We start from the raw sequence: 24,134 nt of genomic DNA, 5'->3' as shown, positions 1-24,134 counted from the left end.
CGGCGCAAACCCCTCATCGTAAGATGCGGATTTGCGCCGATTTGTTTTTGGTTGTTCGGATGTCCGTGTCGCTTATTCGTCGATCGAACCTCTTACGATACCCCGGCTGGAAGACTTGATGAAATTGAGGATCAAATCCCGTTCCTCGCTAGGCTCGTACTCGGTCTCGATCGCTTTCAGCGCCTCCGTATTATTCAAGCCTCGGGTATACAGCGTGCGATAGATGTCTTGAATCAAGAATACCTGCTGATTCGTGAATCCCCGGCGACGTAAACCTACGATATTGATACCGCAATAAACGATCGGATCACGGCCGATCAAGGTATAAGGAGGGATATCTTTTCCGATACGAGAACCGCCTTGTACCATCACGTGCTTGGATATACGGGTGAACTGATGCACCAAGGAACCTCCGCTTACGATAGCGAAATCATCAATCTCTACCTCCCCGGCGATTTGCGAAGCGTTACCGATGATAATATGGTCTTTTAAGACGCAATCATGGGCCACGTGCGAATAAGCCATGATTAAGCAATTGCGACCTACCACGGTCTTGCCTTTGGAAGCGGTACCCCGGTTGATCGTCACGCATTCGCGAAGCGTCGTGTTATCTCCGATTTCCGCCGTCGTGGTTTCCCCCGCGAATTTCATGTCTTGAGGGATACCGGCAACGACCGCTCCCGGGAAAATATTGCAATTTTTACCAATCCGTGCGCCATCCAAGATAACGGCGTGAGAATATATATGGCAATTATCACCGATTACGACATCTTTCTCAATCACGGCAAACGGATCGATAGTTACATTCTGGCCGATCTGGGCCTCTGGATGAACGACTGCTAGAGGAGATATATTCATTATCGTACTTTATCTTATTATTTGTTTTTTACAATCTGAGCCATGAACTCGGCTTCACTAACCAATTTATCACCAACGAATACATACCCTTTCATGGTAGAGATCCCGCGGCGAATCGGTGCCAATAATTCCAGACGTAAGATCAACGTATCGCCCGGAACGACTTTTTGGCGGAATTTCACGCCATCTATTTTCATGAAGTAGGTAGAATAACGCTCTGGCTCATCTACGGAATTCAAGACTAGCAAACCACCTGTTTGTGCCATAGCCTCAACCTGTAGAACTCCCGGCATGACCGGCTCTTGAGGGAAATGCCCTTGGAAGAACGGTTCGTTGGTCGTGATGTTCTTTACACCTACGATATAGTTCCCGCCAACCTCGATGATCTTGTCAACCAATAAGAACGGATAGCGGTGCGGCAATAATTCACGGATACGGTTGATATCCATCACCGGCTCACGGTTCGGATCGTATACCGGGGCTTGCACCTCGTTCATCTTGATATCCTTGCGGATCATACGAGCTAACTGGTTATTGATCTTATGTCCCGGACGGGTAGCGATCACACGTCCGCGGATCGGCTTACCGATCAAGGCGATATCTCCGATCACGTCGATCAATTTATGACGTGCCGGTTCGTTATCGAATACAAGCGGCTTGTTATTGATATAGCCTAATTCTTGCACGTTCTTGTGAGGGATGCTCAGCATATCTGCCAATTTATCCAAAGATTCTTGCGGTATCTTCTGGTCGTAGATAACGATCGCATTGTCTAAATCGCCACCCTTGATCAAGTTGTGGTTGAGCAACATCTCCACTTCGCGTACGAATACGAACGTACGTGAAGCCGCCAATTCTGTCGGGAATTCGCTGAGATCGTTCAACGTGGCGAATTGGTTGGAAAGCACGGGCGAATCGAATGAGATCAATACGTTCACACTGAACTTATCATCCGGAAGGATGATCAACGAAGAACCGGTTTCCTCATCTTTTACCTCGATCTTGTGCTTTACGATATAATAATCCTTCGGAGCGTTTTGCTCAACGACCCCTGTCTTTTGGATTTCCTCGGAGAAGAAGCGAGAACTTCCGTCTAGGATCGGAAATTCGGGTGCGTTTACCTCGATCAAGCAGTTATCGATCTCGTAAGCGTATAAAGCAGCCATCGCATGCTCGATCGTACTTACTTGAACGCCATTCTTGCTAAGCACCGTACCTCGCTGTGTATTAACCACGTTCTCGGCCAAGGCATCAATCGTCGGTTGGCCTTCCATATCGACACGTTTGATCTTGTATCCATGGTTCTCGGGTGCGGGATTAAACGTAATCTCTATATCTAATCCGGTATGCAACCCTTTTCCTTTCAAGGAGAAACTTGCCGCAAGCGTTTTCTGTTTTTGCATAGGTCTTTATTGTTTATTAATTTCTTTCTTGAGTTGTTCGATTTCCCGTTGCATTTGCCCCAGCGAGCGGTATATATCCGGAAGACGGTTGAAGATCGCACTGGAACGCATGAAGTTCTTAGCGTTGATCGCCGGCGCCCCGAGCAATGTCGTCGCTTCCTTCACGTCACTGATAACGCCAGCCTGAGCTCCGAATACGACATGGTCCGCTACATGGATATGTCCGGCCAGACCAACTTGTCCGCCAAACATACAATGCTTTCCTACTTTTACGGAACCGGCGATGCCGACTTGCGCCGCCATCACGGTATTCTCGCCTACCTCCACGTTATGAGCGATTTGTACGAGATTGTCCAGCTTAACGCCTCGGCGAATGATCGTAGAATCCATCACCGCACGGTCAATTGTCGTATTGGCTCCGATCTCTACATCATCCTCGATAATAACGTTGCCTAATTGCGGGATTTTCTTGTAAGTCTCACCTTCGGGAGCGAATCCGAAACCGTCGGCTCCAACTACGCTACCGGCATGAAGGATACAATTATTGCCGATTGTACAATTCTCGTAAACGGTGGCATGCGGATAAAATACGCAATTATCTCCTACCGTCACGTGATCACCGATATAAGCGTGCGGGTATACCATACAGTTCTTACCCATTTTTACGCCTTCTCCGATGTAGGCGAAGTTACCGACATAACAATCGTCGCTCACGGTCGCGGAAGCGGCGATAAAAGCGGTAGAATCAACCCCCTTCTTTTTGCTCTTCGATTGCTCTACCAAATTTAATAACATCGCGAGCGCCGCATAAGCGTTCTCTACTTTTACAAGTGTGGCTCTTATCGGTTGTTCCGGTTTGAAATCATTATTCACCAAAACAATGCTTGCCTCGGTATTATAAATATGATGCGCATATTTAAGATTCGCCAAAAAGGTCAATGTACCTGGCTTTCCTTCTTCTATTTTAGAGAAGTTGCTGACTTTAACGTTCGGATCTCCTTCGATCGTTCCGTTCAGGAAGCCGGCAATTTGTTGGGCTGAAAACTCCATTACTTATTCAATTATATATGTATCTTCGTTGACTGTCCGCTGTTTATAGACAGTTAGTTTGCAAAAATGGTGAAAATTCTTTATATAGCCTATGCTTTGCAGGGAATAATTCCCTTATCGTATAGATAACCGGCCATTTCTTTCTGTACGGCATGTGCCGCCTCGCGGGCTACGTTGGCGAAAGCCTCCGTCTTATCCGCGTAAATAATCGCACGGGAAGAATTTACCAAAAGACCGCATTGGTCGTTCATCCCGTATTGAGCTACTTCTGCCAAGCTTCCACCTTGAGCGCCTACGCCCGGAACTAACAAGAAATGATTCGGGGCCTGTTTACGGATATCAAGGAACATCTTGCCTTGGGTAGCGCCCACTACATACATCATTTGCTCATCGTTAGCCCATTCTTGCGATTTCTTTAGTACTTTCTCGAAAAGACGTTCACCATTCGCGTCTTCTGTCATTTGAAAATCATGTGAACCTTTATTGGAGGTCAAGGCCAATAAGATTACCCAAGCCTCCGGGTAGATCAGGAATGGCTTTACGCTATCCTCGCCCATATAGGGAGCGACCGTTACGGCGTCTACCTTGATATGGTCGAAGAAAGAACGGGCATACATCTCGGAGGTATTTCCGATATCACCGCGTTTCGCGTCGGCGATGATAAATTGATCGGGATAATTCTCCCGTAAGTAAGCCACAGTCTTCTCAAAAGCCATCATACCCTTTGTGCCGAGGCTCTCGTAAAAAGCCAGATTCGGCTTGTAAGCGACGCAATAATCGGCGGTAGCGTCGATGATCGCTTTATTGAACGCGAAAATAGGATCTTCTTCCGACAATAGATGCTGCGGGATCTTTTTTATATCTGTATCTAATCCGACACAAAGGAAGGATTGTTTCTTTTTTATATTCTCGAATAGTTGTTGTTTGTTCATTTTCTTATTCAGTATGAAATGATTGGATGTGTTTACAATTCAGACTCTTTCAATCGCTCAGCGTTCTCCGCTACGATCAGGTGATCCAAGCAATCTTGAATTTCACCGTCCATAAAGGCTGAAAGATTATAGATCGTGTAATTGATACGGTGATCCGTGATACGCCCTTGCGGGTAATTATAAGTACGGATCTTCGCGGAGCGGTCACCGGTAGATACCATGGTCTTACGCTTGCTGGCGATATCGTCTAGGTATTTCTGGTGTTCCTTGTCATAAATAAACGAACGAAGACGGGTAAGCGCCCTTTCTTTGTTCTTCGGTTGGTCTCGTGTCTCCGTACATTCGATCAAGATTTCCTCACTCACACCTGTAATGGGGTTCTTCCAGACATAACGCAGACGGACACCTGATTCCACCTTGTTTACATTCTGACCACCGGCACCACCGGAGCGGAAGGTATCCCATTTAATCTCCCCTTCATTAATCTCAACATCAAATTCATCCGCCTCAGGCAATACGGCGACCGTGGCGGCGGAGGTATGTACACGTCCTTGCGTCTCCGTAGCCGGTACACGCTGTACACGGTGTACACCGGACTCATACTTCAACGTTCCGTATACTTTCTCGCCCGATACCGTGAAGATGATTTCCTTAAAACCGCCGGATGAGCCTTCGCTAAAGCTAGACACGCTTATTTTCCATCCCTTCAGTTCGCAATACTTCACGTACATACGATATAGATCACCGGCGAAAAGGGCGGCTTCGTCACCTCCCGTTCCTCCTCGTATCTCAACGATCGCGTTCTTGTCGTCTTGCGGATCAGCGGGAACGAGCAATAATTTTATCTCTTCTTCCAAAGCGGGAATACGTTCGTTGCAGGTATCCAGCTCTTCACGAGCCATTTCCCGCATTTCCGGATCTTGCTCGGACTCAAGCAAGGCTTTCGCTTCCTCGATCCCGTTCAATACTTTCACGTATTCCGAACGAGCTCCCACGATTTTCTCCAAATCACGGTACTCTTTGTTCAGTTTTACGAACCGTTTCATGTCGGCGATCACCGCCGGGTCGGTAATAAGCGTACCGACTTCCTCGAAACGGCTCACTAATCCGTCTAATTTACCAAGTAAACTATTTTCGGCCATTTATCTTTATTAATAGGTGAAGCGACCTTTCTCGCTTTCGATAATCAATTCATTTTTATCAGCTTCCTCTACGAAACCCACGATTTGCGCATCAATACCAAAGCTTTTTGAGATGCTGATTACTTCTTCCGCATGCTCGGGAGCGATGTAGATCTCCATCCGGTGTCCCATATTGAATACCTTGTACATCTCGCTCCAGTCCGTACCGCTCTGCTCCTGAATCGTGCGGAATAACGGTGGGATAGGGAAGAGATTGTCCTTGGTTACACGCTTGTTCTCTACGAAGTGCATAACTTTTGTCTGAGCCCCTCCCGAACAATGTACCATGCCATGGATCTGGGAGCGTAGTTTATCAAGCAATACCTTAATTACCGGCGCATAGGTACGTGTCGGCGAAAGCACCATCTTTCCGGCGTCTATCCCTAATTCCTCGATCTTATCCGTAAGTTTCAATCCTCCGGAGTAAACCAATTCTTCGGGAACGGCGGCATCGTAGCTTTCCGGATATTTCTGCGCTAAATACTTGGAGAAGACATCATGGCGGGCAGAGGTCAAACCATTGCTTCCCATACCTCCATTGTATTCTTTCTCGTAAGTGGCTTGTCCGGAAGATGCCAGACCTACGATCACGTCTCCTCCTTGGATATTTTTATTGTCGATTACGTCCGAACGTTTCATGCGGCAAGTGACCGTACTATCTACGATGATGGTACGAACTAAGTCGCCAACGTCTGCGGTCTCGCCACCTGTCGCATAGCAACCAACGCCCATCTCACGCAACTCTGCCAGCAACTCATCTGTTCCATTGATGATCGCCGAGATCACCTCGCCCGGAACCAACAGCTTGTTACGTCCAATTGTAGAAGAGACCAAGATATTGTCTACGGCACCTACACAAAGCAGGTCGTCGATATTCATGATAAGAGCGTCTTGGGCGATACCTTTCCACACCGAAAGATCTCCGGTCTCTTTCCAGTACATATACGCCAAGGACGATTTGGTACCGGCGCCATCCGCATGCATAATATTACAATATTCAGGATCACCGCCTAAGATATCGGGGATGATCTTACAGAACGCTTTCGGAAAAATTCCCTTATCGATGTTCTTTATCGCGTTGTGAACATCTTCTTTTGAAGCGGAAACGCCTCGCAGGTTATAACGTTGATCACTCATTGTACTATATTATTTGAACCGCAAAGGTAATACTTTTTTATGTTACTTATCTAAGTTTTAAGACATCTCCTTCCTCCGGGATGTAATCTTTGTCTTTTTTATTCATTTTATACAGACTCTTGATCTGGATTCCGTACATCTGTGCGATACTGTGCATAGACTCTCCGACTTGTACCACGTGGTCGTAATTCGGCTTGTCCGCTTTCTTCTTTTTCTTTTCCAGATATACGATATCGCCTTCCTGCAACGGGAAGTCCTCGGGCACCTCGTTGAATTTCATCAACTGCTTGGCCTTGAATCCCATGCTTCGGGCGATCTGGTCGAAACTGTCGTTATCCTTAGCGTATACATAGATCAAACCGTGGGTACGATAGACTTGATAATTGAACACCGGAAGATTTTGCTTCTTGGTAGAGGTCTTCTTTGTTCCCTTACCGGAGTCAAAGCGGTATAACTCATAATCTTCGATAACCTTGATTAATTTATTCGCGTAAGCACGATCGGTGGCGTAACCGCATTTTTGTAGTCCTTTGGCCCAGCCTTTGTAATCCTTGATGTTTAATTTGAACAGGCGTTCGTAGCGGGAGCGTTCGGCGAGGAAGCGGGAATGGTCATCATAAGAATCCTCTACTCGTTTGTATTTCCGGAAGCACTCTCCCCGCAGGTCGTCGTCGTGATAGACCCTGCCGCCTCGCCAGTCCGAATGGCATTTGATACCGAAGTGATTGTTGGAGCGTCTGGCCAAGTCGCTTTGCCCAGCTCCGGATTCCAGTAATCCTTGCGCTAAGGTGATACTTGCCGGAATGCGATATTTCTTTTGGTGTTGAATCGCCAAATCACTGTATTTACTGATGTATTTTTGATAGGAAGTCAGCTTCCGCTGGCTTTCCGCCCCTGCGCTTAAACAGACGAGGGACAATAATAATATACCTAAAAAATGAAGGGATAAACGCATAACTGTTCTTTTCGATCCGATTTTACCGGACAAATATATAAAAGAAAATACATATCTACCGGGAATTGATGGGTTAAAAATAGGAGATACGGGCTAGATAATCGTAATGCTCCCCATCTTCTATTTTTTCCGCTTTAAAGCCGGCTTGCCTTGCGTATAGATTCAGCGTGTTGAAATCTATATATAACCAATCAAATGAATCCCCTTTGATACTTTTATATTGCATACGGAAATCGATCTCTCCGAAATAATCATCCTCGGGGGCGATATCCAGATTCCCGTCTTCATCTTCAAATAAATAACTTAAGTCGCTAGAGTCAAGTAAAAGCTGTCCGTCCAGGGCTAGAACTTCTTTTAAGCGGTGAAAGAAAGCCGGGAGATTTTCCAGTTTACCGATAATCCCGGAACCGTTCATTAAGAGAAGAATGGTATCGAATGGTCCGGTTAAGCTCCTGTCAAAAAAATTCTGTAAGCGGGCGTCTTTTACACCCCGTTTGTTCATGGCCTCTATGGAAAGAGGGGATATGTCGATAGCGGTAACCTCTTTACCCATTTCCTGTAAAGCCAAGGTGTGGCATCCACTTCCGGCACCAACATCCAATATTTTACCTGTACTGAGTTGAAGGGCTTTCTGTTCCAAGGAGGGCATTTCTTGGAAAGTCCGGAATAATTGATTCACGGGAATCTCATCTTCATCGAACATGGAGGAGAATACACGGAGTTTGCTCGCTTTTCCATGTGCGAGATAATCGATGATAGCGGCGCCCATCGGGTCTTTATCGGATGTAAGAAGCATTGAATGCATATGTCTTTGTTCTATATTAAGGTATATTCTATGATGTGGGTGCGAAATTAATATATTCTTTTTATATTTATAGCCTATAAGAATTATAGTTATGTTTCTTTCAAAACATTAAAACAATCAAGAAAATGAAAGAATTGAAATTAGAGACCCGGGTAGAGGTCTATGCGGTAGGAGAATTGGACAATATATATAGGCAATTGTACGAGGCCGCTTTTGAAGCCTCGAAAAAAGCTTATGCTCCTTATTCCAAGTTTCATGTGGGAGCGGCGGTTCTATTGGAGAATGGGGAGATACTTTCCGGAAATAATCAGGAAAACGCAGCCTATCCGTCTGGGCTTTGCGCGGAGCGGACCACCTTATTTTATGCGGGAGCACGTTATCCGGATGCGGCAGTTCAGATTTTGGCGATCGCGGCTATGAAGGATGGGGAACGTGTGGATCTTATCACGCCTTGTGGTGCCTGCCGGCAAGTGATGTTGGAAACCGAGCAACGTTATAACAAACCTATGAAAGTCCTTCTTTGTGGAAAAGAGGAAGCGTATCTCGTTCCGAGCGCAACGGCCTTGTTGCCGTTTTGTTTCAGTAAGTCTGATTTGATCTGATAGAATAAAAAGAGGCAAGAACGATTCTCGCCCTTGCCTCTATATGTAATAATTAAGTTCGATTAGATCCCTAAAGAAGCCTTGATCTGATTGATCTTTTCTTCTGCCGCTTTCTCTGCCTCCGGCAATTCATCGATACTCTTTACCTTGGAGTGAACCTCGCAATAGAATTTGATCTTCGGTTCTGTTCCGGAAGGACGGATAGATACTTTTGTATTATCTTCCGTGAAGTATTGAAGCACATTAGAGGTAGTAGGCATATCTAATGTAACGGTTTCGTTCTCCGCATAGTCCTTACCTTTCAATGTAGAGTAATCGTAGAAATAAGTTACCTTAGAGCCTGCGATCTCTGTCAACGGGTTCTCACGGAACTTTTTCATCATAGCCTCGATCTCCTCCGCTCCACTCTTGCCTTTCTTCACGACAGAGATACCTTTCTCCTTAGAGAAGCCGTATTCCACGTAAATCTTCTGAAGCAATTGATACAAACTCAAACCTTGATCTTTTGCCCAAGCTGCGATCTCGGCTAAGATAACGCAAGCGGAAACAGCGTCTTTATCGCGGACGAAATCCTCGCAAAGGAATCCGTAGCTTTCCTCGCCACCACCAATATAGTTTTTCTTGCCTTCGTTCTCACGCATAACGTTAGCGATCCATTTGAAGCCTGTATAAACATCGTACATTTCTACGCCATTACGCTCGGCGATTGTCTTGATCGTCTCTGTCGTAACGATTGTCTTTACGATATATTCTTTACCATTGATCTTACCTAACTCTTTCCAGCGAGTGATTAAATAGTAAACGAACATCAAAGCGGTTTGGTTACCATTCAAAAGTACCCATTCGCCTTCGTTATTCTTAACGGCGGCACCTACACGGTCTGCGTCCGGATCGGAAGCCATTACCAATTCAGCGTCAGTCTCTTTTGCTTTCTCTACAGCCATAGCTAAAGCAGCCGGCTCTTCCGGGTTCGGAGAGATAACCGTCGGGAAATCACCGCTAACAACATCTTGTTCCGGTACATGGATAATGTTCGTGAATCCGTAAGCTTTCAAAGCGGCAGGAACCAATTTAACACCAGTTCCGTGGATCGGAGTGTATACGATCTTCATATCCTTATGGCGGGAAATAGCCTCCGGAGACAAAGAAATCGTTGTTAATTCCTTGATATATTCATCATCGATCGCTTGTCCGATGATCTCGATCAATTCTTTATTTCCTTTGAATTTAATCTCGCTAGCGTTACGGATCTTGTTAACCTCGGCGATCGTATTCTTATCGTGCGGGGCGATCATTTGTGCGCCATCATCCCAATAAGCCTTGTATCCGTTGTATTCTTTCGGATTGTGAGAAGCCGTCAAGATGATACCGCTCTGGCATCCCTGTTTACGGATAGCGAATGACATTTCCGGAGTCGGACGCAGGTCTTCGAATAAATAAACCTTGATACCGTTAGCGGAGAAGATATCGGCTGATATTTCCGCGAACTTACGGCTGTTGTTACGGCAATCGTGGCCGATGACAACCTTTATCTGTTCTAAATCCGCGAATTCCTTTTTCAGATAGTTGGATAAACCTTGGGTGGCCGCACCAACCGTATATATATTCATACGATTTGAACCTACCCCCATGATTCCGCGCAATCCACCTGTTCCGAATTCTAGGTCTTTATAAAAACACTCGATTAACTCAGTAGGATCTTCGTTGTCAAGTAACGCTTGAACTTGAGCACGAGTTTCCGCATCATAACTTTTCGTAAGCCATCCTTGTGCCTTACTTCTTACCATTTCTAATAAGTCGTTGTTTTCCATGTTTATAATATTATTGTGTTTATTGTTGAGCAATCTACTCAATACGATAAATATACAAGAAACAAATATACGAATTTCTTAAAGTAAAGCAATCAAAGGACTTATATTTTGCCTAAAAAATACGATAAATCGTCCTACCAAGTAAACGGATGTGTATAAATCGACTCATTTCCGCAAGCATCCGTTACGATTAATTCAAGTTCATGCTTGCCTCTTTGCAACCTCTCTTTATCGAAGCGATAGGTAATAACCGATTTATTATTCATCTCGAATAAGACAAACTGCCCGTCTATTTCTCCCCGGTAGGTTTGTACCCCGCTTAAGTTATCGGACAAACGGAATATGAAGTTCTGTTTGCTGATCCACGTCTGTTGGTTGATCGGCGTGATAACCGGAGCCTTTGTATCTTGTTGTATCTTATAACTGCCCAATTCCTTGATATTTGCGTCGATCCAGCCATTACGGTATGTACCGCCCATCCAAGAGGCACGTCCGTTTTGTAAGCGAACCACACCATATTGTTGTTTATTCTCAAGCGTATCGCTTTGCAAGAATAGTGATAACTGGGCCGTTCCATGCAAAGGGATTGGCTTATCGTGCAATATGTGGGTGGCTGATAATGAGGTACTATCTTCTTTCACCGAATAGCGGAAGTAGAGGTCATTATATAGATTACCTTTAGGCATGACGAGACGGATGCCTTTAGCGCCGAACCTATTCTCGCTACCCCAATGGAATAATTCTGTATGAGTCGTATCGATCTGGGGGATCTCTTGTTTCTTTCCCTCGATCCAGATGGATAAACGGGTGGCATTGCCGAAAGCGTCAGCAAGTGTATACGTCAAATGATAGGTACGAGGTTCATCTATACGCAAGATTCCCCGGTTTAGGCTTTCAAGGAAGCGTAGACGGTTTCCCGGCTCGATGAAACTACGCATATAGAAAGAGCGATGATCTTTCCATTCTTCGTAATCTGTGAATGTGTTCAGATAACGGGTCTCGTCAAATGCGAACTTATCGAGATTACTATGGAAAATCACTTGGCTGTCTGCCGTGAGCGTGATTTCTCGTACGCCATAAATGTTAGTCGTATTATCCATATAATCATAGGCTTTTACAGCGAACCCTATTTCTCCCCATGCCTCGATTTTTCCAGTGATTGTCTGTTTCCCGTTTTTCGCCGTGACGGGTTTTATCTCAAGCTTCTTGCTTTTGCCGTTTACTACGCCTTTTCCTTCGATGGGGACGATCTGTATTCCTTGGATTTTAGGAGGACGGGTATCGGTTATCCGATCCGAGAAATAATCCAAGGGGTCCATGACTTCCTCGGTATCGGTGTCTCGTACCTCAAAATGGAGATGAGGTCCACCAGAGCTTCCGGTATTGCCGCTTAACGCTACGACTTCATTTTTCTCGACAGGAAGCAAATCCGGCGTAAGGAAGAGATTTACATTGAAACTTTCTTGTGCGTATTGTTGCTCTTTTACATAATTCGCTATTTTCTTCGAGAATTTTTGTAGATGGCCGTATACGGTGGTCGTTCCATCCGGGTGTGTGATGTAAAGCCCGTTACCGTAGCCCCATGGACTTACGGATATACGTGATACGTATCCTTCTTGTACCGTATGTACGGGTTTACCTTCTACCCCTTGTGTCTTGAAGTCTATTCCGGAATGGAAATGATTACTTCTTAACTCACCGAAGTTTCCGCTCAGTAAGATCGGGAAATCGAAAGGATTCCTAAGTTGCTGGGCGTTTGTGTTGATTATGTGGGAGCCGATGATCGCGAATAGACCGGCTAGATATATGGATCTAATATTCATAGGTATTACGTATTTTGACAGACAAAGATAATCGTTTTCGATGAATTATCTATCTCTTATCCTTTGGTATCGGACTTGTACCTGATTTCATGGGGCGAGCCTTTCTTTTTTCCAATGGCCGTCCGGTTGAAGGGTATATACTATGCGATCATGAAGCCGGTTGGGCCTACCTTGCCAGAACTCGATACGTTCGGGAATGACGGCATACCCGCCCCAGTGAGCCGGACGCTCCACTTCTTTTCCAATCCAACGAGCTACCTCTCTAATGAAAGCTCGTATAAGTTGCATACGGCTGCCGATGGGTTGACTTTGTGGGGATATACGAGCTCCGATCCGGCTTTTATACGGGCGTTTTTTGAAATATTGATCCGATTCATCCGGGGGGACTTTTTCAGCCGTACCTTCGATATGTACCTGCCTTTCTAATTGATGCCATACAAACGAAAGAGAGATTGCCGGGTTTTGTGCCAGTTGCCTGCCTTTTCGGCTTTCGTAGTTGGAGTAGAAAATAAACTTATCATCATGCAGGTCCTTTAATAAGACGGTACGGGTGGAAGGTTTGCCTTCTGGAGATACGGTCCCTACTAGCATGGCCGTGGGTTCATCTACTTTGCTGTCTATAGCCTCTTGTAACCATTGACTGAAAAGCAAGAATGGGTTATCCGGAAGTTCGCTTTCCCTTAATCCTCCTTTTGTGTATTCTTGCCGGATTGAGGCGAGATTTATTTCCATATGTGTTCTGTTTGCTTGTTGACTACATAGCTTTTCTTCTTTAATAGGATAACAAGAGATCGGAAAAAAGGTTTCAAGGTTTTCCTTTCAGCGTTTGATCTGAGAACGTATTAGGAAATCGGCTGTTAATGGTAAATGGTCACTAAAACCGCCCTCATATTTAAAGCCGTAATAGGTTCGAAAAGGACGTACCCCCCGCCATGTTTTATCCTTAGTCAATAAAAAATCAGGAGCGAATATGTGGATGCTTTCCGGAATGATATGCATGGAAGACTCTTGCGTGATGAGATCCCGGTTTACGATTATTTGATCGAGTTGGCTCCATTCGCCTTGGTATTTATGACTACCCGGGAATTGAGTTATATGGGGGCTTGCGAACAAATTATAATAGGTACAAGATGTGGAATCTGTGATCTGCGTATTTTCAGGAAAGGCTTGGGCAGCGAATATCTCGGAAATACTTCTGTCTTGAGGGGTATCATTGAAGTCTCCCATAATGAGTATCTGCGGCTTTTCTCGTATCAGTAACAGGGAATCGCTAGATCCCCGTAAAGTGCGGGCCGCGTCAAAACGATCCTTTTCACTTTCTTTTTCTCCTCCGTAGCGGGAGGGGAAATGACACACGAAAACATCTAAGGTATCGCCTGTTATGATCTTTCCATATACGTGTAGGATATCTCGGGTTAATTTGTGTTTGTTCCCGGAGAAACGAATTGGAATGGATTCATGTCGTAAATAAAAGAATTGATCTCGTTGATAAAGAAGAGCGACATTAATACCTCTGGGATCGGGGCTTTGAGTGATAATATATCGGTAATCCTGCCAGCGGAGCGGTGTGCGACGGGTAAGATGAGACAGGACGGAGTCATTCTCGACTTCGCAAAGAGCTATTAAGGCCGGTGTGCTCCATTCCCCGGCAGCGCTTATTACTTTCGCTATTTGTTGTAGCTTATGATAGTAGCGGCTTTGTGTCCAGTACCGGTTGCCGGAAGGTAGAAATTCATCGTCATTCTTGGTTGGATTATCCCTTGTGTCGAAAAAGTTCTCCACATTATAGGTCATGACCTTGAACGTAGCTTGGGCAAATAACGGAGGGGAGGCAAAGAATAAAAGAAAAAACATAAAAATCTTCATAGTTAAAGCTTTGATTAATTGTTAATATGTAATGTATTCTTATTCGTTTGAATCTTCGGTCTCTTCCTGAACAAACTCGTAGGCTCCTATGGTCGGGCCGTTCGAACTGGTTAGCCGGTTGACACCGTAACGATCGATCGGATAATTCTTCGTTATCTCGGGATCTGCTTTTCCGACTCCGGTAGTCGATACGGAATCTGGCCGGAAATCATAGGTGTATTTATTTTGCTTGCCTCCTACTTTCCGATAGGAAGGAGTCTTTTTGATAAACAAGACCTCCTTGAAGTGATCGCTGGAGGATTCTTTGGCTTTAAGCGCACAGTGATTGAGCCGATAATCGAAATCTGTACTGCCATCTGCTTTTAATTCGACATCGTAACTTCCATCGATAGTGCAATTGTCAAAATAAGCTTGCGTGATAGGATACGGGCCATTTCCGTCTACTGTTACGTTATTGAGCAAGTACAGGCATTTACTATCCAAAGGAACAGTCTCGCTGGCCATTTCCCTTTTGGTTAAACTCATGTAATTAGCCATCGTACAGTGAGCGAAGTAATATTTACCACCGACTAAAGTGAGTACACTTCCTCCGGCATTGCTGAATTCCGTATTTGTAGCGATAACATCACAATTGATGGCGAAGAATAGATCGCTCCCCATATTCGTGATCTGTGAGTTGTTTATCTTGATCTTTGGCCGGTCCGGGGTGGAAGGCTCGCAATATACACCGGAGGTACCATTACGTACGATTACATTATCCCAGACATTCCCGTAGCTATCCGCCTTAAAGGTAATGCCTCCCCATTGTCCGGGAGTCCGGTCATACGGTAATATATCATTTAGTATATAATCCAAACGGTCGCCTCGGAAAGTGATAGGCTCATCCAAGGTGCCTAAAGCGTTCATGGAGCCGTGAACGATCAGGCTCGCTTTATCATGCATATAGAAAGTAGCCCCCTTCTCGATATTCAATGAAACCCCTTTAGCGATAACCAAACTATCGTAGATCAAATAAGGACGATTAGCCGTGAGGATAGAATCTTTTGTAATCGTAACACCGCCTTTGTAAAGATTAACATCCTGCCCATAGGCTTCCAATAATACGGATTGACGGATGCCATTCACGGTGAAAAGTACGGAATCCTGTATCAACAGAGGTTGATTGCCCCCATTCGGATCGACCGTTACTTCCACGAATACATACATGCTGTCGTTGGCGAGTATCCCTACATTATTAAATGAGCTACCTTTGCGTCCATCCACATTCATGCGGAAGCCGGTAGCCTCTCCACTGGCCAGCATGATGGACTCAATGCTCAGAGGTTCACTATTTTTATTGTAGATCATAAATTGACGAGTGGTAGAACCGATCGTACTGAAGATCGTGTCAAAAGCGAGCGTGTCTGTCGAGAAGCTTAGCCGGTAAGTCGGGTTGGTGGAATAATGATCATCCAAACCGTCGCATGCCGGAAGCATGTTCAACAGAAGCGTCGCGAGTATAAATAGCGTTATCGTTAATCTTTTCATTTTCGTAAATGTTAACTGTAAATATCTTGTGTTCTTGTTTCAATAGATAAACAAAATTATCATAAAAAAGTTGCAAGACATTAACATAAAAAAAGAGGATAGACACGGTTATCGTGTCTTTCCTCTTCTTATAACGCAAAAAACGTTGGTTTATTTTGCGGGGATGCTCTTTAATAATTCAAGAAGGTGGCTCCACCATAAACCGACCGTAGCGATCTCGATACGCTCGTTGGGTGAATGTACGTCACGCAAAGTAGGCCCGAAAGAGATCATATCCAGTTTCGGATATTTTTCCAAGAACAAACCGCACTCTAATCCGGCGTGGATGGCCATGATCTTGGCGTCTTTGTTGAATAGGCGTTTGTAAGTCTCCTGTGCGATCTTCAAGATCTTAGAGTCGGGGTTCGGGGCCCATCCCGGATAGCCGTCGCCATGTTTTACATCTGCTCCAGCCAATAGGAACGTGGAGGCTACCGTATTGGCGATAGCGATCTTGCATGATTCGATAGAGCTACGCTGGCTGGTACCGATCAAGATCGTATTGCCTTCTTTCATCTTTATGGAAGCAAGGTTGGTAGAAGTCTCTACCAAGCCTTCTATATCGTGGCTCATACCGATTACGCCGTGCGGACAAGCGTGCAAGGCGTAGATTAATTTCTCGGCGGTGGCATTGTCGATATGATACTCCGGACGATCCGTGGACTCCATCGCTAACTGAACGTTCGGATCTACATGTTTCAACTCATTTTCAACGTCGGCGGCGAAATGGTTCAGCAAGATACGTACATCCTCCTTATTTTCCGGATGCAAGCCGATCACGGCGTGTGCCTCGCGAGCGATTGCGTTACGTAAGTTTCCTCCATCGATAGAGCAAAGAACGAAATCATATTTCTTTTTCAATAAGAATAAGAAACGAACCAAGATCTTGTTGGCATTGCCTAATCCTTTGTGGATCTCGCCACCGGAGTGACCGCCATTCAGCCCTTTCACGTCGAAACGGAAATACTGCATCTTATCGGACGTAGGAACTGGCTCGTAATGGAAAGTCGCTTGTGTGTCTTTACCTCCGGCGCAACCCATAAAGATCTCTCCCTCGTCCTCGCTATCGAGATTTAACAAGATATCTCCGGTCATGAAACCTTCTTTCAAGGCTTTCGCTCCAGTCAAACCTGTTTCTTCGTCTACCGTGAACAAACATTCGATCGGACCGTGTTGGATATCATCGGAGGCAAGCAAAGCCAACTCGGCCGCTACACCGATACCATTATCGGCTCCCAAAGTAGTGCCGTTGGCACGCAGCCATTCGCCGTCGACGATCGTCTCGATCGGATCATTGTCGAAATCGTGTTTCGTACCGTTATTTTTCTCGCAAACCATATCCATGTGAGACTGCAATACGACTACCGGACGATCCTCCATTCCCGGAGTGGCAGGCTTTGACATTAAAAGGTTGCCGGCTTCATCTTTCTTGATAGCTATTTTGTACTCTTTCGCGAATGATTCTAGGAATTCAATCATTTTGCCTTCCTTTTTTGAGGGGCGAGGCACTTGGGTTACTTGATGGAAGAACTTCCATACGATAGTAGGCTTTAAATCAGTAATCTTCATAATGTTACAATGTATTATAGATGTTACTCTAAAGTTAATAAAACCGCAACTGAAAGAGCTTAGTTCGAAAAAAAGTAGAATAAAATGCCAAAAAGACACTTAGTAATCACTTAAACTCTTATATTTGCGTCCACAAATATAGAGAAAATGCTTACAACGTTATTATTTACGGTCATAATTCTTGTTATCAGCGTCGTGTTGCTATCGATAAAAGTGCTGTTGAAAAAGGGAGGAAGGTTCCCGAATACGCATATCGAAGGAAACAGGGCGTTGGGTAAGAAAGGTATATTTTGCGCGAAGACCATGGATCGTATGGCGGTTAAGCAAAAGGGGCTCTATGACATCATGAACGAAATAAAAGAATAAAAAAATAAGATTTAAATTGCACTTTATGAAGAACATTAACTACGTTATTAACGGTGTGCTAGCGGTGGCTGTCGTAATCTTGTATATTATGCAATTTTCCGGCAAGAAAGAATCAAGCGTAACAAGAACATTTGCGTCAGCGGGAGACACAACGGCCTTACTTCCGATCGCTTATGTAAATGTGGATTCCCTGTTACTTAATTACAATTATTCCAAGGATCTGAACGAGATCATCTTGAAGAAACAAGAGAATTCCCGTGCTAACATCACCCAGAAAGCCCGTAGTTTACAAGGCGAGATGCAAGATTTCCAGCGTAAGGTAGAAAATAACGCTTTCCTTACCCGTGAGAGGGCGGAGCAAGAGCAACAACGTTTATTGAATAAGCAACAAGAGTTGCAGAACTTAGATAACCAATTGGCTCAAGAGTTGATGCAAGAGCAGCAGAAGTTGAACGAGCAATTACGCGATACGGTTGTTTCTCAATTGAAGGCTTTCAATCTGGGTAGGGGCTATCAAGTGGTATTCAGCAATACGGTAGGAGATAATATCCTTTTGGCTGGCGATTCCTATGATATCACAGGCGAATTGCTGGAATACTTGAATAAGAATTATTCCTCTCCGGCCAAGTAAGCTATTAATAGAATTTATAAAAGAAAGGGTGTATCAAAGGAACGTTTGATACACCCTTTTTTAACGGTACTTACCGGGGATTTTATAGAAGATATACTGTATCTGCAAAGTAATATATACTGCGTTGGCCTGGTCAGTATATATTCATCGGTCGAGACTGCGTTTTGCGGCCAATTACTCTTTAGGAGTAACGAAAGCGGTATATACTTGTAAGATAGCGGCTACGCTCAAGCAAAGGATCCACTCGGTACGGTTGTTGAACATAAAGCCGGAAGATACGATCATTAGAAGTCCGGCGAATACGTTGAAACGGTGGAGCCGACGGCGACGAAAGTCCAAGTCCTTAACCGGAAGGGTCAGATAGCAAACGGCTATACCCGCTGCACCGACAGCGAATAAATAAGGGGTGACAGCCCAATGAGTAAGAAACAATACGGCACCGGCTAATACGAGTAATCCCGCTACGCCGAAAATAATCGATCTGATTTGTTGATTCATTTATTTGTCCTTGATAATAAAAACATCCTCGTTCGACCTTTTCATAAAATACTCTTCACGGGCGAAACGTTCCAGTCCCTCCTTGTCCGTATGAAGGTCGTTTAATTTCTTGCTGTTGATTTCGATCTCCTTTTGGTAATGTTTGATCTCTTTCTCCAAGCCGCGTATTTTCTCGTCGTACGTATAGCGTTTATACAGGCTGCTATCGCCCACCGTAAAGGTGACGATAAGGAACACGATGGTAACCAACCAATAAGCGTTGATCCACGATAGATACTTTATGTAAAACTCTTTTATGCGTGACATCGGAACATCGTTTTCGCGAAGATAATGAATTATTTTGTTTATCTTTGTCTTATCAATAAAAAGCAGAGAATGGATAATTATATTGTATCGGCAAGAAAATATCGCCCGTCCACTTTTCGGAGTGTAGTAGGGCAGAAGTCTCTTACCACTACGCTGAAAAACGCGATACAAAGTAACAAATTAGCGCATGCTTACCTGTTTTGCGGTCCTCGTGGAGTAGGAAAGACCTCGTGTGCCCGTATCTTTGCGAAGACGATCAATTGCTTGAATCCGACGGCGGATGGCGAGGCTTGTAATGCGTGCGAGTCCTGCCGGGCGTTTAACGAACAGCGTTCTTATAACATCCATGAGCTGGACGCAGCTTCCAACAACTCGGTGGACGATATTCGTACCTTGATTGACCAAGTGCGTATCCCGCCTCCAATCGGTAAATACAAAGTCTTCATTATTGACGAGGTCCATATGTTGACGACCGCCGCTTTCAACGCGTTCTTGAAGACATTGGAGGAACCTCCGCATCATGCTCTCTTTATCTTGGCTACGACCGAGAAGCATAAGGTGCTTCCCACGATCCTTTCTCGTTGTCAGATCTATGATTTCTCCCGTATATCCATCGCCGACATGGTGGAACATCTGCAATATGTCTCTTCGCAGGAGGGGGTAACAGCGGAACCGGAAGCCTTGAACGTGATCGCCCAGAAAGCGGATGGAGGTATGCGCGACGCTTTGTCTATCTTTGACCAAGTGGTAAGTTTCACGAATGGCAATATTACGTATCAAGCGGTTATCGATAACTTGAACGTGCTGGATTATGAGTATTATTTTCGTCTGACGGATGCGATCTTATCCGGCAATGTGCGGGCATCTTTATTGATCTTGAACGAGATATTAGGCAAAGGATTCGACGGGCAGAATATCATAACCGGTTTGGCCGGGCATTTCCGGGATTTATTGGTATGTCGGGATGAGTCCACCTTGGTGCTATTCGAGGTGGGTGCTTCTATACGGGAACGATATAAGGAGATGGCGAAACGTTGTCCGGATCAACTTCTGTTCAAGGCGATAGAGCTGGCGAATACGTGCGATTTGAATTATCGTGCCAGCCGCAATAAGCGTCTTTTATTGGAATTGACGTTGATTCAGCTCTGTCAATTAACACAGGTGGCCGCCGACGATAAAAAAAAAGCGTTAATTGAGCCGATCGCCGGGACGAATCCGTCTTCTCAAGCGGTGAATAGCGGGAAGCCTCAACAGCCGCCTCAAGTTCCTTCAGTTACGGCAGCGGCCGGTGCTCCACAAGTTATGAGTACGCACATGCCGAGCTCGGTTCCTGCGCCACCTCCGTCTACAGCGCCTAATCCGGTTCGTAGAACGGCTCGTCCGATGGGAATCTCCATGAAGGAGATCGGAGTGGAGAAGCCTAAGCAACAAACCGTTCAACAAGCGACAACGAACGTAAAGGAGGTAGTAACTCCCTTTGACAATGATTCCTTGGTTCGTGAATGGGATAATTACGCCGCAACGATTGACAAGAAAGTGTATCTTAAGAATACGATGATCAATTGCAAGCCTACCTTGCAAGAGAATTATTATTTCGAGGTAGCCGTACATAACCCGGGGCAGCAAGAGGAATTGATCAATAACGCGATCCATATCCTGCCATTTCTCCGCCAGCATCTTACTAATAGCCGTATCCAGATGCGTGTCCGGATCGTAGAGGGAAATGAGAAGCATTTGGCTTATACATCCACGGAAAAGCTAGAGTTGCTGATGAAGATAAATCCTACCTTGGGCCGTTTGAGGGATGAGTTTAATTTGACGTTAGATTAAGTAGATATGCTAAAGATCCCAAGAAGGGATCTTTAGTCTTATTTTTTATTCCTTTGTCTCAAGATAAACCACTTGAGTTTGCAAATACTCCTCAAGTCCATGTTTTCCATCCGCGCCACCGATTCCGGATTTACGCCATCCCGCATGGAAGCCTTGCATAGCCTCAAAATTCTCACGGTTAATATAAGTCTCCCCGAATTTTAAGGAACGCATTACCTTGAATGCATTATCCAAGTTTTGTGTATATACGGAAGATGTCAATCCATATTCGCAATCATTCGCCCATGCGATAGCGTCGTTGATATCTGAATATTCGACAACCGGCAGTATGGGGCCAAAAGTCTCTTCTTGTATGATATCCATTTTCTGTGTAACACAATCCAAAACGGTCGGTTCGAAGAAATATCCTTTTGTACCGATCCTATGCCCGCCACACAGTAGCCTAGCACCTTGCTGGATCGCTCTCTCTACTTTTTTCTCCATAGACTCCAACGCGCTGGCTTCAATAAGCGGTCCCATATCCAGATCCGCGACCTCATTGGGGTTTCCTACTTTTACCTGCTTCATGCCGGCGACTAGTTTTTCCATGAAGGTCTCTTTTATCGCTTTGTCTACATAAACCCGTTCGGCACAATTACATACCTGTCCGGTATTGATCACACGAGAGGCAATAATAGACTTAACAGCAAGATCGATATCTGCGTCCTTCATCACGATAGCCGGGGCTTTACCTCCTAACTCCAGAGATACTTTCGTGATATTAGGAGCGGCAGCGGACATGGTTTGTTGTCCGGCTCCCACGCTTCCTGTCAGACTAACCATACCTACTTTCGGATTCGCCGCGAGTTCATGCCCAATCACGCTACCCCGTCCATTTACCAGATTGAAAACGCCGGCAGGCAAACCTGCCTCCTCCACGATCTGTGCGAATACGTATGCGTTCTCTGGCGTAAGCTGGCTAGGTTTTATCACGATCGTATTTCCGGTGATCAAGGCCGGAGCGGCTTTACGAGCGACTAGAAAGAATGGGAAATTCCAAGGTAGGATACCTGTCGTTACTCCAATCGGTCTCTTAAATAAGAAAATGTTTTCATGAGGGCGGTCACTGGGAATGATTTCCCCTTCGTACCGACGGGCCCAGCCTGCCATGTAATCCATATAATCCGCGGTAAAAAGAACTTCAACATTGGCGAGTCCTTGGGTTTTGCCTCCTTCACGGACGATGATGTCGGTCAGTTCCTTCTCTCTCTTACGGATGCCTGCCGCTATCTTTGTCAGATAAGCCGCCCTTTCTATAGAGGGTGTTCTTTCCCATTGATTCTGCGCTTTCTCTGCGGCATCGATTGCTTTTCTGGCATCTTCAACCGTCCCGTCGGGCATCAGTGAAATAACCTCTTCGGTAGAAGGATTCAATACCTTGATCCATTTCCCAGACTCATTCTCAATGAATCTGCCATCTATAAACATTTTCAATTCTTTCATGATACTATTTTTAGGTTGAATAATTTGTTCTTAAAAGTACGGGAAAGGAAGGAATGGCAATGTTTTAAAAATGATAATAGTTCTATCAGAAATGATAGTGAATCAAGATAATAGGGTAGATATAGAAAAACAGCCTCAAGAAGTTGATCTTCTCAAGGCTGTTTTTTTATAGAATGATCGTTTTTCGTTTTAGCAGGCTTTGAAGCTCATATCCAAGCTCTTCACGGAGTGAGTCAAAGCCCCTACGGAGATGAAGTCTACGCCACATTCCGCGTAATCACGTAATGTGTCGAACGTGATACCGCCGGAAGACTCTACCTCGAAACGTCCGTTGATGCGGCGAACCGCTTCTTTTGTATTCTCGATATTGAAATTATCCAACATGATACGATCGATACCGCCTACTTTCATGGCTTGTTCCAACTCGTCGAAGTTACGAACCTCGATCTCGATCTTTAGGCTCTTTCCTTTCTCTTTCAGATAGTTTTGCGCACGTGTGATCGCTTGCTCGATGCCGCCGGCGAAATCCACATGATTATCTTTCAATAAGATCATATCGAACAAACCGATGCGATGGTTCATGCCGCCACCGATACGTACGGCCTCTTTCTCGATCATACGCATACCGGGAGTTGTCTTGCGAGTATCTAGAACGTGTGTCTTGGTGCCTTCTAACGCCTTGGCGTATTTACGAGTCGTAGTAGCGATACCGCTCATGCGTTGCATAACGTTCAGCATCAACCGCTCGGTCTGCAATAAGGATTGGATCTTACCTTCCACCACGAACGCTATATCCCCTTTTTTCACTTCGGCTCCGTCTTGTATAAAGACCGTCATTTTCAGTTCCGGATCGAAGTCGTGGAAGATACGTTTAGCCATTTCCACGCCGGCCAATACGCCATCTTCCTTGATGATCAGCTGGCTTTTCCCCATCGCTGTCTCGGGGATGCAACATAAGGTGGTATGATCACCATCGCCAATATCCTCGGCAAACGCTAATTTGATTAAGTCGTCAATAAGTTTGTCCATCTTTTATTCTATTCTGATTGATTGTATAATCGCTGTATTCCCTTCGGCACGGTACGTGATGTTTACACGGTACTCACCGGAAGACGTCGGAAGCTTTCCGACAAGGAAACCGCTTTCCTTTTTATCCGCATGATGTACGACCGAGAATCCGGAAGGCTTATTCGAACTGAAAAATGAGGACAACATAGAGACGGCCTCACTTCCGTTACATTTCTTAGAGGAACCGGGCAAGGCTACATCCACCACCTTATCCATAGCACCGGATAGAGAGGAGGCATTTCCTGCCTTGAAAGCATTTGATATACTGGTAATATCCGCCGCCTGCGCACATACGAATGCGAATATCAAGGCGAATGTAAGTAAGAGTCGTTTCATAAGCTTTCTTTATTTTATTGAGTAATTAGTGGCAAAGGTATGTATTTTTCTTGTAACTT

General features: G+C 45.0%; 23 protein-coding genes. 4 read left to right on the top strand and 19 right to left on the bottom strand.

All coding sequences use genetic code 11. The features are described from left to right. Positions 1–72: 72 nt before the first annotated feature. From lpxA to DW033_RS17505, 8 genes are all read right to left on the bottom strand, one after another. Complete coding sequence (gene lpxA / locus DW033_RS17540) at positions 73–858, bottom strand: acyl-ACP--UDP-N-acetylglucosamine O-acyltransferase (RefSeq protein ID WP_009018102.1); 786 nt, start codon at positions 856–858, stop codon at positions 73–75. A 17-nt stretch (positions 859–875) separates the two neighbouring features. Next, positions 876–2,261 (bottom strand): bifunctional UDP-3-O-[3-hydroxymyristoyl] N-acetylglucosamine deacetylase/3-hydroxyacyl-ACP dehydratase, encoded by a 1,386-nt coding sequence (locus DW033_RS17535; RefSeq protein WP_122382987.1) that lies wholly within the window; start codon positions 2,259–2,261, stop codon positions 876–878. A gap of 6 nt (positions 2,262–2,267) precedes the next feature. Next, the gene (gene lpxD / locus DW033_RS17530) at positions 2,268–3,311 is read right to left on the bottom strand and encodes a UDP-3-O-(3-hydroxymyristoyl)glucosamine N-acyltransferase (RefSeq protein ID WP_005864351.1); all 1,044 of its coding nucleotides are present in this window, start codon (positions 3,309–3,311) and stop codon (positions 2,268–2,270) included. Between the two features lie 89 nt (positions 3,312–3,400). Beyond that, positions 3,401–4,243, bottom strand: coding sequence for an orotidine-5'-phosphate decarboxylase (gene pyrF / locus DW033_RS17525; RefSeq protein ID WP_122382986.1), 843 nt, complete (start codon positions 4,241–4,243; stop codon positions 3,401–3,403). Positions 4,244–4,275: 32 nt separating this feature from the next. After that, positions 4,276–5,385, bottom strand: coding sequence for a peptide chain release factor 1 (gene prfA, locus DW033_RS17520; RefSeq protein WP_005854384.1), 1,110 nt, complete (start codon positions 5,383–5,385; stop codon positions 4,276–4,278). Positions 5,386–5,394: 9 nt separating this feature from the next. Beyond that, entirely contained in the window at positions 5,395–6,561 is a 1,167-nt protein-coding gene (locus DW033_RS17515; RefSeq protein WP_005864354.1) for an AIR synthase related protein, read from the bottom strand. A 46-nt stretch (positions 6,562–6,607) separates the two neighbouring features. Then, positions 6,608–7,516, bottom strand: coding sequence for a glucosaminidase domain-containing protein (locus DW033_RS17510; RefSeq protein WP_122382985.1), 909 nt, complete (start codon positions 7,514–7,516; stop codon positions 6,608–6,610). Positions 7,517–7,589: 73 nt separating this feature from the next. After that, positions 7,590–8,321 (bottom strand): bifunctional 2-polyprenyl-6-hydroxyphenol methylase/3-demethylubiquinol 3-O-methyltransferase UbiG, encoded by a 732-nt coding sequence (locus DW033_RS17505; RefSeq protein ID WP_122382984.1) that lies wholly within the window; start codon positions 8,319–8,321, stop codon positions 7,590–7,592. A 125-nt stretch (positions 8,322–8,446) separates the two neighbouring features. Between DW033_RS17505 and cdd the strand changes: the two genes are divergently transcribed. Next, positions 8,447–8,923 carry a cytidine deaminase gene (cdd, locus tag DW033_RS17500; protein ID WP_005864357.1) on the top strand — a complete coding sequence of 159 codons (477 nt, stop codon included), beginning with the start codon at positions 8,447–8,449 and terminating at the stop codon, positions 8,921–8,923. 62 nt (positions 8,924–8,985) lie between these two features. Here the strand turns inward: cdd and DW033_RS17495 are convergent, their stop codons facing one another. From DW033_RS17495 to DW033_RS17470, 6 genes are all read right to left on the bottom strand, one after another. Further along, positions 8,986–10,734 carry a phospho-sugar mutase gene (locus tag DW033_RS17495; protein ID WP_122382983.1) on the bottom strand — a complete coding sequence of 583 codons (1,749 nt, stop codon included), beginning with the start codon at positions 10,732–10,734 and terminating at the stop codon, positions 8,986–8,988. Positions 10,735–10,868: 134 nt separating this feature from the next. Then, the gene (locus tag DW033_RS17490) at positions 10,869–12,557 is read right to left on the bottom strand and encodes a M23 family metallopeptidase (RefSeq protein WP_122382982.1); all 1,689 of its coding nucleotides are present in this window, start codon (positions 12,555–12,557) and stop codon (positions 10,869–10,871) included. Between the two features lie 87 nt (positions 12,558–12,644). Then, positions 12,645–13,289, bottom strand: coding sequence for a pyridoxamine 5'-phosphate oxidase (gene pdxH / locus DW033_RS17485; protein ID WP_122382981.1), 645 nt, complete (start codon positions 13,287–13,289; stop codon positions 12,645–12,647). Positions 13,290–13,376: 87 nt separating this feature from the next. After that, a complete protein-coding gene (locus tag DW033_RS17480; protein ID WP_122382980.1) occupies positions 13,377–14,423 on the bottom strand; it encodes an endonuclease/exonuclease/phosphatase family protein in 1,047 nt (348 codons plus the stop codon). Between the two features lie 39 nt (positions 14,424–14,462). Next, positions 14,463–15,950: a hypothetical protein gene (locus DW033_RS17475; RefSeq protein ID WP_122382979.1), complete on the bottom strand. Its 1,488-nt coding sequence runs from the start codon at positions 15,948–15,950 to the stop codon at positions 14,463–14,465. 150 nt (positions 15,951–16,100) lie between these two features. Further along, positions 16,101–17,558, bottom strand: a complete 1,458-nt coding sequence (locus tag DW033_RS17470) for an aminoacyl-histidine dipeptidase (protein ID WP_122382978.1) — start codon at positions 17,556–17,558, stop codon at positions 16,101–16,103. Between the two features lie 147 nt (positions 17,559–17,705). On the opposite strand from DW033_RS17470, the gene DW033_RS17465 reads away from it, so the two are divergent. After that, a complete protein-coding gene (locus DW033_RS17465) occupies positions 17,706–17,924 on the top strand; it encodes a hypothetical protein (protein WP_005854411.1) in 219 nt (72 codons plus the stop codon). Between the two features lie 25 nt (positions 17,925–17,949). After that, positions 17,950–18,555 (top strand): OmpH family outer membrane protein, encoded by a 606-nt coding sequence (locus DW033_RS17460; RefSeq protein WP_005854413.1) that lies wholly within the window; start codon positions 17,950–17,952, stop codon positions 18,553–18,555. Positions 18,556–18,729: 174 nt separating this feature from the next. Here the strand turns inward: DW033_RS17460 and DW033_RS17455 are convergent, their stop codons facing one another. Further along, on the bottom strand, positions 18,730–19,053 hold the full coding sequence (locus DW033_RS17455; protein ID WP_122382977.1) for a hypothetical protein: 324 nt from the start codon (positions 19,051–19,053) through the stop codon (positions 18,730–18,732). Beyond that, a complete protein-coding gene (locus DW033_RS17450) occupies positions 19,054–19,359 on the bottom strand; it encodes a septum formation initiator family protein (protein WP_005854418.1) in 306 nt (101 codons plus the stop codon). A gap of 69 nt (positions 19,360–19,428) precedes the next feature. Here DW033_RS17450 and DW033_RS17445 point away from each other — a divergent pair, with 69 nt between their 5' ends. Then, positions 19,429–21,189 (top strand): DNA polymerase III subunit gamma/tau, encoded by a 1,761-nt coding sequence (locus DW033_RS17445; RefSeq protein ID WP_122382976.1) that lies wholly within the window; start codon positions 19,429–19,431, stop codon positions 21,187–21,189. A gap of 45 nt (positions 21,190–21,234) precedes the next feature. Here the strand turns inward: DW033_RS17445 and aldA are convergent, their stop codons facing one another. The 3 genes from aldA to DW033_RS17430 form a co-directional block, all read right to left on the bottom strand. Next, positions 21,235–22,671 (bottom strand): aldehyde dehydrogenase, encoded by a 1,437-nt coding sequence (aldA, locus tag DW033_RS17440; RefSeq protein WP_122382975.1) that lies wholly within the window; start codon positions 22,669–22,671, stop codon positions 21,235–21,237. Positions 22,672–22,860: 189 nt separating this feature from the next. Further along, positions 22,861–23,700, bottom strand: coding sequence for a carboxylating nicotinate-nucleotide diphosphorylase (gene nadC, locus DW033_RS17435; protein WP_005854425.1), 840 nt, complete (start codon positions 23,698–23,700; stop codon positions 22,861–22,863). 3 nt (positions 23,701–23,703) lie between these two features. After that, positions 23,704–24,075, bottom strand: coding sequence for a DUF4783 domain-containing protein (locus DW033_RS17430; RefSeq protein ID WP_008780051.1), 372 nt, complete (start codon positions 24,073–24,075; stop codon positions 23,704–23,706). Between the last annotated feature and the right edge of the window lie 59 nt (positions 24,076–24,134).

Source organism: Parabacteroides sp. AF39-10AC (assembly GCF_003635405.1).
Classification (GTDB): domain Bacteria; phylum Bacteroidota; class Bacteroidia; order Bacteroidales; family Tannerellaceae; genus Parabacteroides; species Parabacteroides distasonis.
Note: the sequence above shows the minus strand (reverse complement) of the source record. Positions and strands in the feature narration are given on the sequence as shown.

What these genes read in the sequence shown, in the direction of transcription:
- lpxA (WP_009018102.1), bottom strand. Translation starts at nt 858, where the DNA reads ATGAATATATCTCCTCTAGCAGTCGTTCATCCAGAGGCCCAGATCGGC.
- DW033_RS17535 (WP_122382987.1), bottom strand. Translation starts at nt 2,261, where the DNA reads ATGCAAAAACAGAAAACGCTTGCGGCAAGTTTCTCCTTGAAAGGAAAA.
- lpxD (WP_005864351.1), bottom strand. Translation starts at nt 3,311, where the DNA reads ATGGAGTTTTCAGCCCAACAAATTGCCGGCTTCCTGAACGGAACGATC.
- pyrF (WP_122382986.1), bottom strand. Translation starts at nt 4,243, where the DNA reads ATGAACAAACAACAACTATTCGAGAATATAAAAAAGAAACAATCCTTC.
- prfA (WP_005854384.1), bottom strand. Translation starts at nt 5,385, where the DNA reads ATGGCCGAAAATAGTTTACTTGGTAAATTAGACGGATTAGTGAGCCGT.
- DW033_RS17515 (WP_005864354.1), bottom strand. Translation starts at nt 6,561, where the DNA reads ATGAGTGATCAACGTTATAACCTGCGAGGCGTTTCCGCTTCAAAAGAA.
- DW033_RS17510 (WP_122382985.1), bottom strand. Translation starts at nt 7,516, where the DNA reads ATGCGTTTATCCCTTCATTTTTTAGGTATATTATTATTGTCCCTCGTC.
- DW033_RS17505 (WP_122382984.1), bottom strand. Translation starts at nt 8,321, where the DNA reads ATGCATTCAATGCTTCTTACATCCGATAAAGACCCGATGGGCGCCGCT.
- cdd (WP_005864357.1), top strand. Translation starts at nt 8,447, where the DNA reads ATGAAAGAATTGAAATTAGAGACCCGGGTAGAGGTCTATGCGGTAGGA.
- DW033_RS17495 (WP_122382983.1), bottom strand. Translation starts at nt 10,734, where the DNA reads ATGGAAAACAACGACTTATTAGAAATGGTAAGAAGTAAGGCACAAGGA.
- DW033_RS17490 (WP_122382982.1), bottom strand. Translation starts at nt 12,557, where the DNA reads ATGAATATTAGATCCATATATCTAGCCGGTCTATTCGCGATCATCGGC.
- pdxH (WP_122382981.1), bottom strand. Translation starts at nt 13,289, where the DNA reads ATGGAAATAAATCTCGCCTCAATCCGGCAAGAATACACAAAAGGAGGA.
- DW033_RS17480 (WP_122382980.1), bottom strand. Translation starts at nt 14,423, where the DNA reads ATGAAGATTTTTATGTTTTTTCTTTTATTCTTTGCCTCCCCTCCGTTA.
- DW033_RS17475 (WP_122382979.1), bottom strand. Translation starts at nt 15,950, where the DNA reads ATGAAAAGATTAACGATAACGCTATTTATACTCGCGACGCTTCTGTTG.
- DW033_RS17470 (WP_122382978.1), bottom strand. Translation starts at nt 17,558, where the DNA reads ATGAAGATTACTGATTTAAAGCCTACTATCGTATGGAAGTTCTTCCAT.
- DW033_RS17465 (WP_005854411.1), top strand. Translation starts at nt 17,706, where the DNA reads ATGCTTACAACGTTATTATTTACGGTCATAATTCTTGTTATCAGCGTC.
- DW033_RS17460 (WP_005854413.1), top strand. Translation starts at nt 17,950, where the DNA reads ATGAAGAACATTAACTACGTTATTAACGGTGTGCTAGCGGTGGCTGTC.
- DW033_RS17455 (WP_122382977.1), bottom strand. Translation starts at nt 19,053, where the DNA reads ATGAATCAACAAATCAGATCGATTATTTTCGGCGTAGCGGGATTACTC.
- DW033_RS17450 (WP_005854418.1), bottom strand. Translation starts at nt 19,359, where the DNA reads ATGTCACGCATAAAAGAGTTTTACATAAAGTATCTATCGTGGATCAAC.
- DW033_RS17445 (WP_122382976.1), top strand. Translation starts at nt 19,429, where the DNA reads ATGGATAATTATATTGTATCGGCAAGAAAATATCGCCCGTCCACTTTT.
- aldA (WP_122382975.1), bottom strand. Translation starts at nt 22,671, where the DNA reads ATGAAAGAATTGAAAATGTTTATAGATGGCAGATTCATTGAGAATGAG.
- nadC (WP_005854425.1), bottom strand. Translation starts at nt 23,700, where the DNA reads ATGGACAAACTTATTGACGACTTAATCAAATTAGCGTTTGCCGAGGAT.
- DW033_RS17430 (WP_008780051.1), bottom strand. Translation starts at nt 24,075, where the DNA reads ATGAAACGACTCTTACTTACATTCGCCTTGATATTCGCATTCGTATGT.